Consider the following 12585-nt stretch of genomic DNA (forward strand, 5'->3'; position numbering starts at 1 on the left):
TTCAGGCCAGCCTCGGCTTCCTTCAAGATGCTGATGATTTGCTCTTCGGTGAATCGCTTTTTCATTGCCGTTCCTCTCTGGAACGGACTCTACACCGTCACCGTACTAAACGCGGGGAGCAGGTCAGTAACGGTAGACCGTGCGGGACAGTTGCAACAAAGCGCAGGTCTGCCGCTGGCTTGCGCCGAAACGCTGCATCAAGTCCGTGACCAGATCACGGCGCAGAGAAGGCTTCAAAGCTTTTTTGACAGCACGTCCTGCAGCATGGCCTTGTCCAGCGACAGATCGGCCACGAGCCGCTTGAGCTTCGCATTCTCTTCCTTAAGCTGCTTCAAGCGGCGCAGCTCCGAAGGCGATAGCCCACCGTACTTTGTCCGCCAGTTGTAGAACGTCGCGTCGCTGATTCCCATCTTGCGGCACACCTCCGCGACCGGTGTGCCCAGCTCGGCCTGCTTCAACGCGTAGGCAATCTGTTCCTCGGTGAACTTGCTCTTCTTCACGGCATGACCTCCTGGTCTCGATGACAACGTCATGCCGGAATTTTCCACTTCCAAATGGGACAGTTTTGTGGGCTAGGGTCACTCCACAATGCCTGCGGATACCTTGTATATCCGATGTTGATAACCGCCCGCGATCGATGCGAACGATCGCCGTGTTTTCTTTTGCATTTCCACGCGAACTTCCGTCCAATCTCGCGAAGCAACGAGCCATAACGCCAGCAAATCTACGCTATATTGCTCGTGCTTTGTGAGAGCGTCACTGGCGTACGGTCTCCCCCGGCGTCAGCGGCCAACATTCAAGCCCCGAAATCCGGTCGGATAACGGGGCTTCTTTTTCGCTCTCTCGGACGCTCAGCCATGCGTATTTTCGTTGAGTGCGAGAGGTACAAGTTTAGGGTTGCGTCGCAATCAAAAGGCGGTGCGAACAGATCTGGCGCCCGAATTTACGGGCCGCGCGCTTGACCAGTGGGCGGATGCGAACGGCGTCACACTGAAGTTGATTCAGGCGGCCAGGCCACCGCAGAATGGGTACATTGAATCGTTCAACGGCAAGTTCCGAGACACATGCCTTAACGAGCACTGGTTCACGACGCTCACCCATGCTCGGCCCGTCATCGCGGCATGGCATCAGGACTGCAATGAGCAAAGGCCGCACAGCGCACTTAACTACCTTTCGCCATCAGAGTTTGCGGCGAAACATCGGGCAACCGCGAATGCTCCTGCCGCTTTCCAGGAGCTGCTTTAAAGAGACTTTGCTAGAAGCCCATTGGCCCTATTGAAGGGGGCAGGTCACCTCAGAAACTTCGCGCCAGGTAAGCATTTTTCGCAACGCGCATTCTGCACTGTCGACGAACAAGTTACTATCTACGAGCGAACTTACGGCCATCTGTTCCGCACTCGAGACCACCATCCGATCACAGCCAGTCAGGTGTGCAAATGGCGAGTTCTGCGGAGATTCGGGCCATACCTTCTGTCTCTAAAAATCGAAAAGGTATTGAAATGACATCGGTTAACTCAAGCTCCAGTGCCAGTTCAGCTAGCGGTGCCAACTTCCAGCTGCAAGACAACCCCCAAAGCAGCAGTGGAGAAGGTACTCAAACACGAGTGCTCCGAACGCGAACGATCTCAGGACCTCTGGCAGGCCTATCGTCGGGCCCGAAATCCTCCGGCACGACAACATCGTGGAAAGACACATCTTTGGAAGATGCAGCCGCCTTTTCCAGGAGGCCAGGAACCACGCGCTATGCCCGAATCGGCGGAAGTGAAATATCCATCGATGCACCTTTCAAGCTCGGAGCCCCAATGACCACGCAGCACCGGGCTGAACTCGAAGGCGCCGGCAAGGTGACGATGGTGCCGCCGGAGCAGCTTCATACATATAAATTGGGATTTAGTGGCGGCCGTATTGTCGACGCGAACGGCAATAACTTCGATACGCGCCGCGCTGATTCAACAAACAGATCGCACAGTCCAGGCTATGCGATTTTTATCATGGATCATTTCGGGAATTTTTATGCTTCAAATAACCATAAGGAAGGTGTATTTCACCACTCTAGTTTTCTTCATGGTGCTTCAGTTGCATGCGCTGGCGAACTAGAGGTCCATGACGGTGTCTTGAAAAAAATCAATAACAGAAGCGGGCACTACCTGCCGGAAGCATCTCACCTTGGTCAAGCTGCCACGCAACTGCAGCTGCAAGGCATTAATGCGAACCCCAGTATGATGAAAATCTATCGTTGACAGGGTATCCTTTGCGAGTTGCTGAAATACCTCAGTCCGTCCTGCAGGGTGTAAGTTCCCGTGGCCGACCCTGAACCGGAATTATAAACGGATTAAAAAAGAGTTCGAGGGGACGGTTAACCCTTAACTCAACCTGTTAACCCCAATCGTCGTGACAACAGGATTGAGGAGATGGGCAAACCCATCATCGACGACGAACTGTGGTCACTGAGAGGTGGCCGCGCAAATTCGGACAATCGGATAAGTGGATCGGCCGGGGCCTGAGCCAGCGATAATGCAGGCAAAGGAACCGAGAAAATGACGAAACGAACCCGAGGCACGCACTCAGCGGCGTTCAAAGCGAAAGTGGCTCTGGCGGCAGTCAAGGGCGAGCGCACACTGGCCGAACAGGCGCAGCAGTTCGATGTGCATCCGAACCAGATCACGGAATGGAAACGGCAGTTGCAGGAGCGTGCGGCCGATGTGTTCGGTACGGCTGGGTCGCCGTCAACTGAGCCGCCCGTGGACGTAAAGACGCTGCATGCGAAGATCGGCCAGTTGACGCTGGAGAATGATTTTTTGTCCGGAGCGCCCGGCAAGGCCGGACTGCTGAGCGTAAAGCGATGATCGACCGTGCGCATGCGCTGCCGGTTTCGCGACAGACGAAACTCGTCGGCATCGCGAGATCGAGCGCGTATTACCAGCCTCAGTCGGTCAGCCAGGCCGATCAACTGCTGATGCGCCGCATCGACGAACTGCACATGGAGTTTCCATTTGCCGGGGCGCGGATGCTGGCGCGCCTGTTGCGTCGGGAAAGTCATGAAGTGGGTCGCCGCCGCGTGCGCACGCTGATGAAGCGCATGGGCGTGGAGGCGCTGTACTGCAGGCCAAACACGAGCCGGCGCAACGCGCAGCACAAGATCTGGCCGTACCTGCTGCGCGACATGAAGATCCAGCGCGCCAACCTGGTGTTCGCGCTCGACACGACCTACATTCCGATGGCGCGGGGCTTCGTCTATCTGACGGCCGTGGTGGACTGGGCGAGCCGCAAGATTCTCGCGCATCGGGTTGCCATCACGCTGGACGCCTCGCACGCCGTCGAGGCACTGGAAGAGGCATTTGGCCGCTACGGACTGCCGGACATCGTGAACACCGATCAGGGCAGCCAGTTCACGGCAGGAGCGTTCACCGAGGCCGTGCTGGGCCGTGGCGTGCGGCTGTCGATGGACGGCAAAGGGGCCTGGCGCGACAACGTGTTCGTCGAGCGGGTCTGGCGCAGCATCAAGTACGAAGAAGTCTATTTGAAAGCGTACGAGTCGGTCAGCCACGCCCGGCGCTCCATCGGCGAATACATCGATCTGTACAACCGGAAACGGCCCCATTCGAGTCTGAAGGATCAGACGCCGGACGAGGCATACTTCGCGACGCTGCCTGCGATCAAATCGGCAGCATGATTGCCTCGGACGTTCCACTTAAAATCCATGGTCAGCCCGATTTTTGCAAGCGAGGCGGTGTTGACCTAAAGTGGACTTGCTCGAATCTATCCGGGGGCGTGGATGGGAAAGATCCCGCCCCATGATGGGAGCCGCGCCAGGCAAACCTCAAAAATCTCTCAGCATCGAAGTGCTGTTTTTAAGTTCAGGTTACTTGCCCGACCGTTGAGTCGTTTATGCCTTCACGTATCTCGCGTCGCAAAACCAGTGGGATTACCGAAACTGAATCTGTAAGCGAAGGGAAGCGTCAGGCTGCGAGGTCAGCCTCGATGCTTCGATAGTGTGTCCCTTTGGCGAGGATAGCCCAAGCGATCCTCGCCAATTTATTGGCAAGGGCACAGGAGACCACGTTCGAGTGCCTCCGCGCCAGCAGGCTGCAAACCCAGACACCCAAAGAATCCGTCCGGTGCTCGATGCGCCGCATGAGGGCGCGCGCGCATTGCACCAATAGCCGTCGCAACTCCTTGTCGCCACGTTTGCTGATACCCAGCAGGGTCGATTTGCCGCCCGTGCTGTACTGCCGTGGTACCAGTCCAATCGAGGCGGCAAACTGTCTTGCCGAGCCATATTGACGGGCATCGCCGAGCTCTGACATCAACACGCTGGCAGTCATCGGGCCGATACCGGGAATCTCCAGCAGCCGTTCGCTGCGTTCGTCCTCGTGCAATTGCGTGAGCAGTTCTCGTTCGATCTGGCCGATTTGTTCGTCCAGATATTTAAAGTGTGCCTGCAAACGTTCGAGCACGGCTACCAGCCTGGGCGGCAACGATTCCGCTTCCAGCACGGCTGGCAGTCGCCGGATTACCGCCATGCCGCGCGGCAGGCTGATGCCGAACTCCAGCAAAAACGCGTGAATCTGGTTGATCGTGCCGGTTCGATCACGCACCAGGCTCTCGCGCACCCGATGCAAGGCCGACACGACCTGCTGCGCTTCGTTGTGCGGACTCACGAAACGCATGCTTGGGCGCGAAGCTGCTTCGCAGATCGCCTGCGCATCGGCGAAATCGTTCTTGTTGCCCTGACGGAATGGTTTGACGAATTGAGGGGAGATCAGCCGGGCCTCGTAACCCAGCGCCTGAATCCGGCGTGCAATCCAGTGAGTACCGGCACAAGCCTCCATCGCTACCACACAGGCCGGAATATTGCCCAGCAGCTTGAACATCTGGGTACGCGTAGTCTTCTTGCGCCACACCATCCGACCTGATGCATCCTGCGCATGCAGGTGAAAGCTGTGCTTGCCGAGATCAACGCCGATCAGCGATATCGTATCCATGATGCCCCTCCTCCAAAAACAAAAGCCTCTTTCAGCGTAGCCCACTGCGTGAGGATCGGGCTGCCCATCTCATTAATCTCAGAAAACTGTCCGAACGAGTGAGGCCACCTCTGTATCGAGCTGGGCCATCACCACGATGAGGGGTGTTTCAGCCGGCGTCGGTTCTGGGCGTTTTTCGCGGCGGAGGACGCGTCGGACCAGCGTTCCGAGCGGGGGAAGAGGTTCGGCGGGGTTGTCGTGGGGCAGTGGCAGTTCGTCGTTCAGCCGCTGCGCATCGCGGGCGAATTCCCAATCAGTGTGCCGTCCGGACAGAACGATGTGGGCGCGGCTCTCTCCACCGGCAATGCCTTCAGCAATTTGTCGCAGCGCCCTTTCCAGGCGGATATTGTCGAGTTTCGCCTCATCAATGGAGTCAATGAAAAACCATCCCGGTTCATTGCTGTTGCGCCAATCATTTAACCGGTGCCGGTCGGCAGGCCGCAAAGCCTTATCGAGCCCGTCGCGACCAACATCTCGAACAGTCGCGTAGACAGCAAATCTGCCTGCAGCCGTCTGCTGGCGTGCTTGCTCGGACAGCTCCACGGTCTTGCCACTACCGGCCTCAGCTAGGATAACGACGCGGCGCTTAGCAATAAGCTCCGACCAACCCAACAAGCCATTCGACAAGCCAGCCGCGGCCCGAAACCGTGAATGGGCAAGCGGATCTGTATTTTCTCGCCATTCATAAAACTGGCGATTCAGCGGGATGGCGGTCATTGGTATAGGTGCGCAGCGGCAGTAGGTCTCTGTTGAGGACGATTGGCCACGGGAGGCGCCTCAGAGATTGCCAGCGCCGGGCGTTGGCTGATCAGCTGGATACAGGATGGTGTCGGTGATGCGGCCGGCGACCCCATCGAGGTCCGGGAACAACACACCGCGATTGATGCCGGCCCGCTGAAGCTGTCCCCGGATGATGCCGAATTTTTCGCCTGGAATACGAATATAGCGCAGCCGGTCGCGAAACTCAGGGTTGGTGTCGAGCGCGAAGTACTTCGTGTCGAGCCCACTCTGCTTGCCGCGATGCACTGTAAACCAGCCATCCTGCGCAGCGATACGGCGGGACACGTGCCGCGGCTTAAGCAAACGTGTTTGGCCGAGCCCGAGCGGATCTTTGCTCTCCTCGGAGGAGATCAGATCGCTATGCGTAACGGGCAACATCCAGACCGCGCCCGGCAACACGCCGCAGCCCTCCTCGCTTTCACACCAGCGGTTCTCGCACGGTTTCTCGACGGCTGGCTTTTTCACGGAGAACCAAAGAGCCGACAATGCACTCCCCGACCAATCCAGCAAGCGCGTTGGCATCGCGTGGTGTTGCGCGATCGCGAGCCAGTCGGCATTCGTCAGCTCCACGGTCGATTCGACGTGAGGCAGGGCACGCTGCTTGAACTCGTCGAGCATGCGCTGCTCGGTGCCGGGCCGAAGCCGCATCTGGTACGGTCCGCGTCCAATGGAGGGCACAAGTCGCCACGACTCGACTTCCTGACCGCGAAACAATGGGAAATCGAGATCCATCACGGGGACGCTGGCAAGCCACTTGTCGACGTGTTGTAGAAAGCTCACGAGGTCCGTCGCTTCCCCGACACATTGGGCATCGCGGAGATTGGGATCGAGACTGGATGAGGTGCTCATCGGTGAGTCCTTTGTTCTTGGGTCAGGGTACCGTCACCCTGATGCCCCTTCATTCCACTAGCTCCCGCCACGGAATAGAACCACTTCGACAAAGAGCATCGTGGTGCCCTTTGACGATACAACTACACACGCCGTGACTCGCTTCCTAGAGTTTCTACGTAGAAACTGTCGACGACGAGGTCCACACACGGATCACGCATTGGCTGCGCCAACTCGCAGATTTACCCGTGCACATTAACCGCCGCCGTATTCGCCACGACAGGCAGAAAACGTTCAGCATCAGTCCGATTCGATCGGCAAGTTAAAGGAAGGCGTGCCAACATGCTGCACCTGCTCCAGCGCTTCAAGATAGCGATGGACCGGCACCGAAGCAAGTTGCTTATCATGAACACGAAGCAACGCTTCGAGTGCAGTCCGTTCCGCGTCTGTAAAAGTCCACTTGCCACCCCGCTCTGCCCGCGCAATGCATTGGTTGAGTGCGAAGTCCGCGGAGCGATAAAGTTCCGTTTCGCCGTCGGAACGCAAATAGAAGGCGAGCGCGAGCATATTGGACAGCGTGGCGATCGACTCAATATCACCGCTGCCGCCGCAAAGCAGTGCAAGTGCGAGGTGGTGTTTGAGAGAAAGACGACGGACCTGGTCAACCGGAAGGGGTAGTAGTTGCGCCTTCGTCAGTGGCCGTCGGCGCACGGTTAAGTGTTTTCGCATAGCATAATTGCCGTGCCAGCAACATCAAATTTTACCGGGCGACCGCTTCATCGTATTCGCCCATCCATGCGTGTTTAAGCACCTCGGAACCTCGGACGGGAAGTCACGCCTTGCGGCCCCGGCGCTCCAGTTCGATCCTGGTACGTTCCAATTCTCGCGCGAACGTGGCCTCATCCGGGAGGACCGTCTGATACTCCGCTGCGAGTATCTTGTTCGGTAAGTTGCCGAGCGCATAATGCGCTTCCGCAGCGCCTTTTTCGGCACACAGAATCAAGCCAACCGGAGGGTTCTCGCCGGGTTTCATCCAATGTTCACGCGCGTAGTTGAGGTAGAGATGCATCTGCCCCGCGTCCGCATAGCTGAAGCGCCCAACCTTCAAATCGATAATGAGCAGGCATCGCAAGCGCCGGTGAAAAAACACGAGATCGACTCGAAACCAAGCGTCATCGATCCGTAGACGCCGCTGCCGACCTATGAACGCAAAGTCATCGCCGAGCTCGAGGAGAAAGTCCGCCAAGTGCTGGATCAAAGCCGCTTCGAGATCCGACTCCGAATATTCGTCCTTCATGTCAAGAAATTCGAGGAAAAACGGATCGCGGATTGCTTCCTCGGGCGATAGAAGATCGCCGGGTTGCGCGACAGCCGCCTTTCCTAGCAAGGACGCCTTGTTGCGTGACAGCACCAGCCGCTCATAGAGCTGACTGCTTATCTGACGGTCAAGCTGTCGCACAGACCAGCCCTCACGCAACGCTTCAGCCTCGTAAAAGTCGCGAGCAGCTTGCGCTTTCACCGCGAGGAGGCGAACGTAGGCGGACCAGGGCAACGGAAAAGCCTGAGCGATAGAATTTAGCTCAAACGCCACGCCCGTCGACGCATTGACAGCCGCCTTGGTTGATTCTGCAGACGCTGTCGGGAAAATCCAGGCGTGTGTGGATTGTGCCGACAGTGTCTGCACAATCCGATCCGCAGGCCACGTCAAGTAAAAGGCGCGCATCTGTGCGAGATTGCGCCATCCGAAGCCGCGACCGAATCGCTCTGACAGATCGGCGCCCAAACGGCGGATCACCGCCTCGCCATAAGCGGCCCGTTCCTCCCCGCCCTGCTCGAACTCAACGATTCGTCGCCCGATCTCCCAATATGTCGCCGTCATCAGGGCGTTCACCGTGCGCGCCGTCGCTTCGCGCGCCAACGCGACTACATCGGCAATTTCACGGTGTAGTCCCGCATAAGCGGCCTGCCCGACATCACGTTGCGTCACAGTGCGTTCACCACGTCCTTGAACGCCTTGCCGGCGGTGAACTTCACAGTATTCGCGGCCGGGATGGCAATCTCCGCGCCCGTCGTCGGATTTCGTCCCGTGCGGGCGGCTCGCTGCCCTTGCGAAAACGCGCCGAAACCGATCAGCTGTACCGATTCGCCGCGACTCACCGCGTCCGTGATCGCGTCCAGGACCGCCTGGACGGTTTTGCTCGCGTCGGTTTTGCTGACGCCAGCGCTCGCTGCGACCGCATCAATGAGTTCCTGCTTGTTCATGAACAGCCTCGGCAACAAAGTCAAAGCTGCACCCTACCTCATCCCGCTGCACACACGCAAATCGCTGGCCTCCGCCCCACCACTGCGTGCGGCGGGCAGCCCACCAATGAACTCCGGCTTACACCTGTCGCAGCCACGCTCGCCAAGAGCAATCGCGAACGTTTTCCGCCCGGCCAGCGCTCACACAACCAGCGGGCCGGTGCGGGTGTCATCACTCGCGTAGACTACGTGGTCCGGCTTCCGGTGTCACACAACCTGACTGTTTCTCCAGCCGAATCTGCCCGGCCGACCTGCGCGGACTACGGCATCGGTTCGTGCCGCGTCTCCTGCCTCCCCTCTGCCCGCCACCGGCAGCGGGGCCTAGACTCAACTTTAGTCGTGTGAGCCCCACGAGCATCGCTCGCGCAACTAATTTTGTAATCATCTTTGTGCGACCGCAGCATTGCTCGCAGATCCCCACAGCATAAGGCCAGGAAGCCAGATCGGATTTCAACTAAATCTGTAAGCACCGCATTGGCGCCGACAACTAAATTTGTTATCCGCTGTGCGATTTCAACTAATCTTGTTTCGTAATGGTCGACATCCCGGAGGCGACCAATGGCACGACGCGCGCGTCTACGAGCAGGCGATACCTCCAACGAAGGTTTGGGACTGGATGACGTCGATCTCGCCGCCTGGCCGGGAATTGACGAGCTTGCCCTTTCTGCCGAGCGACGTGCACTCTATCTGAGACGCGAGCGCGCGATCCGCCTGTACCTTGACGGTGCGACCGGCCGCCAGATCAAAGCGGAATGCGGCTTCGGACTCGTTCAAACGTACCGGTTGCTGACCGAGCGCTGTCTCAAAGCCCACCCCGACGGGCGCATCCAGGGTTGGCGGAGCCTCCTGCCGTATTCCCGTGTCAAATCCTACGAACGTAACGCTCCGATCAAGCTCAATGCCTGGAGCGGAGGAGCTGTTGCTGCCCTGCAATGGGTCTTCGAGTCTCCTCCCGGAAGCGGATTTGAGGCCCTTTTGCGTGAGCGGATTCTTGGTCGGCGTAGCGAGCTCGAAGCCTCGCGCCGGCCACGCATGGCGGTATTCCGGTGGTTTCTGGCAGAGCTGCGCGCGCGTGGCTTCGAACGCCGCAACGAGTGGCCCTTCAATGTTGACAAGCGCGGTTACGTGACGCTGTCCCGCTTCATCGACCGTGTGCTCGCCGAGCATCCGGCGCGAGCGCGGCATCTGGCTGGTGGAGAGAAGGCAGTGCGCAAGGCGCGAGCGGGTGACGGCACGCGGCGGCCACCGTTGTGACCGTTCGAACGCGTCGAATGCGATGCGCACAAGCTCGATGCCCGGATGGTGGTCCTGGTGCCGTCACCGCATGGTGGCACCGAGCCGCGCCTCATCCACCGGCTTTGGGTTGTGGTACTGATCGAGGTCGCTTCACGGGCGGTCCTGGGCTATCACCTGAGCTTGCGGCGCGAGTGCGCCGCCGAGGATGTATTGCGTGCCATGCGTTGTGCGCTTGAGACTTGGGCACCACGCGAGGTGCAGTTCGGAGATGAGGCCTATGTGCCGGGTGCCGGCCTGCCCTCGTTCCGCATTCCGCAGCTCGCCGGCGCGTGCTGGAATGAGTTCAGCGTCGACGGCGCGCTCGCCAACGTCTGCGCGCGCGTCGAAGGTGTCCTGCGCGACGTGGTCGGCGCGAAGCTCATCAAGCCGCAGGATCCGCAGAGCTACAGCCGCCGACGCAGCATGGATGACCGGCCGTTCGTTGAGTCGTTTTTCGGGCGCCTCGCGGCCAGCGGCTTTCATCGTCTGGCGACCACGACTGGCAGTTCGCCAGCTGGCAAGCGCGGTACCGATCCCGACGCGACCGCGCTTGCCACGCAGTTTCAGCTCGAGTACGCACACGAGTTGCTGGACACGCTGATCGCCAATTACAACGCAACGCCGCACTCGGGACTCGGCTATCGCAGTCCGCTCGAGCAGCTTGAACATCTTGTCTCGCTGGACGGTTGGACGGCCCGCCTGGCGGACCCGCATACGGTGCGCCGCATGGTTGGCGTGCGCAAGCTTTGCACATTACTGGGAGGCATCAAGACCGGTCGCCGACCGCATTTCAATTTCGCAAATGCCCGCTATTCGGCAGAGTGGCTTTGCCTGCGCACCGACCTGCTCGGCCACGCATTCTGGCTGCAGCTCGACAACGAGGACGACGCACGCTACGTCTCGGTATCAACGCAGAAAGGCCAGTTTCTCGGCGTGGTGCGTGCCGCACCCCCATGGCACCGCACGCCTCATTCGCTTTATATGCGCGAGGCCATTCGCGCCCTTGAGAAACGCCGGCTGCTGCATCTGGCAGGTAACAGCGACGCAGTGGAGGCGTTGATCCGATACGCTGAAGCGGCGCCGCAGGGGAAACTGCCGCCGCATCCGGCTTACCTCGAAGCCCGGCGCATCCTGCAGCAGCACGCGGAGCGGCTGGCCGGACAATCGATGGTAAATCTCGCCAGGCGAGCCCCGCAATGCGAGCCCGAAGCGGATGCACCGGTAGCGACTGAGCCACATTGTCAAGTATCCCTCCCGCCGATGCGGCGGGCACAACAATGGTAGCGCCGGCCAGCCCCGCCGAGCCGCTCGTGGCTGCGCATGTTCCGCGTGGTCACCCGGTTGTCACCCGCGACTATTCGCTGTTCACTCTCGCAATTCACGACATGATCGAACGCATCGGCTCCTGGCTGGACGACCAGATTGATGGTGCGACGATCTTCGGGCCGTCACGTTTCGGCAAATCGAGCGAGGTCGACCATTGGATGCAACGCCTGCTATCCGAACGCTACGGCGGCTACCTGCCGCTGGTCGTCTGGAGCCACACCGACTCGGGCAGTGCCGCGGCTGTCGGAAGGTTCTATGCGCATTTGCTCGAGGCCAGCGGTCACCGGCTCGCGCAAGCACGGCGAAGCCCGCTCGAACGTCAGACCATGCTCGTCGAACGCTGGATCGAGCTCGCTGCACAGGGTGGCGGCCGTTTTCTGGTGCTGGTCATCGACGAGGCACAAGGCATGAGTCAGCGCGAATGGATGTGGCTTGTCGAATTGCATAGTCTGCTGGAGAAAAAGCGCATCCGCCTGTGCGTGTTTTCAATCGCGTCGCTCCAATTCTTTGACGAGCCACTCGGCATGGCGCTGGCCGGCGGCGCACATGTCGCCGCCCGGTTCATGCTTGCATCCGCACCGTTTCACGGCGTGCGCAGCGTCGACGAACTCGCCTATGTGATGCGTGGCTATGACGAAGGCAGCGAGTGGCCGGCCGGCTCCGGATGCTCGTTCACGGCGGGGCTGGCGCCACGCCCGTGGGCCGGTGGATTCCGGATGGCCTGTCAGGCCGAAGCGCTGATGCAGGCAATGCACGAGGCGCTGCCGTATCGGTACGCGGGGCCGAACGATTTCCCGATGAAAACCGTCGCGCATGCGGCCCGTCATGTGTTGCTACGTATCGCCAGCGGTGCCGACGTCGACACCGCGACCTCGGCTGAGGCCTGGCGGGCCGCCGTCGAGGGTAGTGCGCACCGCACCCTGACGTAGGCCAAAATAAAGTCGTCACCGTTTGCGAAGTAAAAATGTCACTTCGCCGCCTCGCGTCGGAGATGAAGGGCGAAACCGTCGTGAATTCATGAGGTTGCACGTCGCGAATTAAAGTTGTCACC

The 12585-nt window shown here is 59.5% G+C and carries 11 protein-coding genes and 2 pseudogenes; 6 read left to right on the forward strand and 7 right to left on the reverse strand.

The features are described from left to right. Positions 1-126: 126 nt before the first annotated feature. A pseudogene (locus tag G3O00_RS33350) lies at positions 127-500 on the reverse strand (transposase); the annotation flags it as partial. A 415-nt stretch (positions 501-915) separates the two neighbouring features. Here G3O00_RS33350 and G3O00_RS33355 point away from each other — a divergent pair. The 3 genes and pseudogenes from G3O00_RS33355 to G3O00_RS33365 all read left to right on the forward strand — a co-directional run. After that, a pseudogene (locus tag G3O00_RS33355) lies at positions 916-1245 on the forward strand (transposase); the annotation flags it as partial. Positions 1246-1802: 557 nt separating this feature from the next. Then, positions 1803-2240 carry a hypothetical protein gene (locus G3O00_RS33360; RefSeq protein ID WP_206145539.1) on the forward strand — a complete coding sequence of 146 codons (438 nt, stop codon included), beginning with the start codon at positions 1803-1805 and terminating at the stop codon, positions 2238-2240. A gap of 297 nt (positions 2241-2537) precedes the next feature. Then, positions 2538-3673 (forward strand): IS3 family transposase gene (locus G3O00_RS33365; RefSeq protein WP_206145540.1). Its coding sequence is split into 2 segments (ribosomal slippage): positions 2538-2802 and positions 2802-3673, totalling 1137 coding nucleotides; the frame shifts between segments, so codons are not numbered across the junction. Positions 3674-3959: 286 nt separating this feature from the next. Here the strand turns inward: G3O00_RS33365 and G3O00_RS33370 are convergent. From G3O00_RS33370 to G3O00_RS33395, 6 genes are all read right to left on the reverse strand, one after another. Next, positions 3960-4985 (reverse strand): IS110 family transposase, encoded by a 1026-nt coding sequence (locus G3O00_RS33370; protein WP_206145541.1) that lies wholly within the window; start codon positions 4983-4985, stop codon positions 3960-3962. 78 nt (positions 4986-5063) lie between these two features. Then, positions 5064-5741 (reverse strand): hypothetical protein, encoded by a 678-nt coding sequence (locus G3O00_RS33375; protein WP_241025452.1) that lies wholly within the window; start codon positions 5739-5741, stop codon positions 5064-5066. Between the two features lie 60 nt (positions 5742-5801). Next, the gene (locus G3O00_RS33380) at positions 5802-6653 is read right to left on the reverse strand and encodes an FRG domain-containing protein (RefSeq protein ID WP_241025453.1); all 852 of its coding nucleotides are present in this window, start codon (positions 6651-6653) and stop codon (positions 5802-5804) included. 279 nt (positions 6654-6932) lie between these two features. Further along, on the reverse strand, positions 6933-7361 hold the full coding sequence (locus tag G3O00_RS33385; protein ID WP_206145542.1) for a hypothetical protein: 429 nt from the start codon (positions 7359-7361) through the stop codon (positions 6933-6935). Positions 7362-7464: 103 nt separating this feature from the next. Further along, positions 7465-8619, reverse strand: coding sequence for a PDDEXK nuclease domain-containing protein (locus G3O00_RS33390; RefSeq protein WP_206145543.1), 1155 nt, complete (start codon positions 8617-8619; stop codon positions 7465-7467). Further along, complete coding sequence (locus G3O00_RS33395) at positions 8616-8894, reverse strand: HU family DNA-binding protein (RefSeq protein ID WP_206145544.1); 279 nt, start codon at positions 8892-8894, stop codon at positions 8616-8618. Before G3O00_RS33395 ends, G3O00_RS33390 begins: the two co-directional genes overlap by 4 nt. Before the next feature lie 597 nt (positions 8895-9491). On the opposite strand from G3O00_RS33395, the gene G3O00_RS43585 reads away from it, so the two are divergent. Genes G3O00_RS43585 through G3O00_RS33410 form a run of 3 tightly spaced genes read left to right on the forward strand, consistent with a single transcriptional unit; the run spans position 9492 to position 12463 of the window. Continuing rightward, positions 9492-10187 carry a hypothetical protein gene (locus G3O00_RS43585; protein WP_241025454.1) on the forward strand — a complete coding sequence of 232 codons (696 nt, stop codon included), beginning with the start codon at positions 9492-9494 and terminating at the stop codon, positions 10185-10187. 45 nt (positions 10188-10232) lie between these two features. Further along, positions 10233-11492: a hypothetical protein gene (locus G3O00_RS33405; protein WP_206145545.1), complete on the forward strand. Its 1260-nt coding sequence runs from the start codon at positions 10233-10235 to the stop codon at positions 11490-11492. Positions 11493-11518: 26 nt separating this feature from the next. Next, on the forward strand, positions 11519-12463 hold the full coding sequence (locus G3O00_RS33410) for an ATP-binding protein (RefSeq protein ID WP_206145546.1): 945 nt from the start codon (positions 11519-11521) through the stop codon (positions 12461-12463). Positions 12464-12585 lie beyond the last annotated feature (122 nt).

The sequence above is a fragment of the Burkholderia sp. Ac-20384 genome (assembly GCF_017104605.1).
GTDB lineage: Bacteria > Pseudomonadota > Gammaproteobacteria > Burkholderiales > Burkholderiaceae > Burkholderia > Burkholderia lata.

Excerpts from the sequence above, each read along its gene's own strand:
- G3O00_RS33405 (WP_206145545.1), top strand. The coding sequence starts at position 10,233 with ATGGTGGTCCTGGTGCCGTCACCGCATGGTGGCACCGAGCCGCGCCTC.
- G3O00_RS43585 (WP_241025454.1), top strand. The coding sequence starts at position 9,492 with ATGGCACGACGCGCGCGTCTACGAGCAGGCGATACCTCCAACGAAGGT.
- G3O00_RS33385 (WP_206145542.1), bottom strand. The coding sequence starts at position 7,361 with ATGCGAAAACACTTAACCGTGCGCCGACGGCCACTGACGAAGGCGCAA.
- G3O00_RS33360 (WP_206145539.1), top strand. The coding sequence starts at position 1,803 with ATGACCACGCAGCACCGGGCTGAACTCGAAGGCGCCGGCAAGGTGACG.
- G3O00_RS33380 (WP_241025453.1), bottom strand. The coding sequence starts at position 6,653 with ATGAGCACCTCATCCAGTCTCGATCCCAATCTCCGCGATGCCCAATGT.
- G3O00_RS33370 (WP_206145541.1), bottom strand. The coding sequence starts at position 4,985 with ATGGATACGATATCGCTGATCGGCGTTGATCTCGGCAAGCACAGCTTT.
- G3O00_RS33375 (WP_241025452.1), bottom strand. The coding sequence starts at position 5,741 with ATGACCGCCATCCCGCTGAATCGCCAGTTTTATGAATGGCGAGAAAAT.
- G3O00_RS33395 (WP_206145544.1), bottom strand. The coding sequence starts at position 8,894 with ATGAACAAGCAGGAACTCATTGATGCGGTCGCAGCGAGCGCTGGCGTC.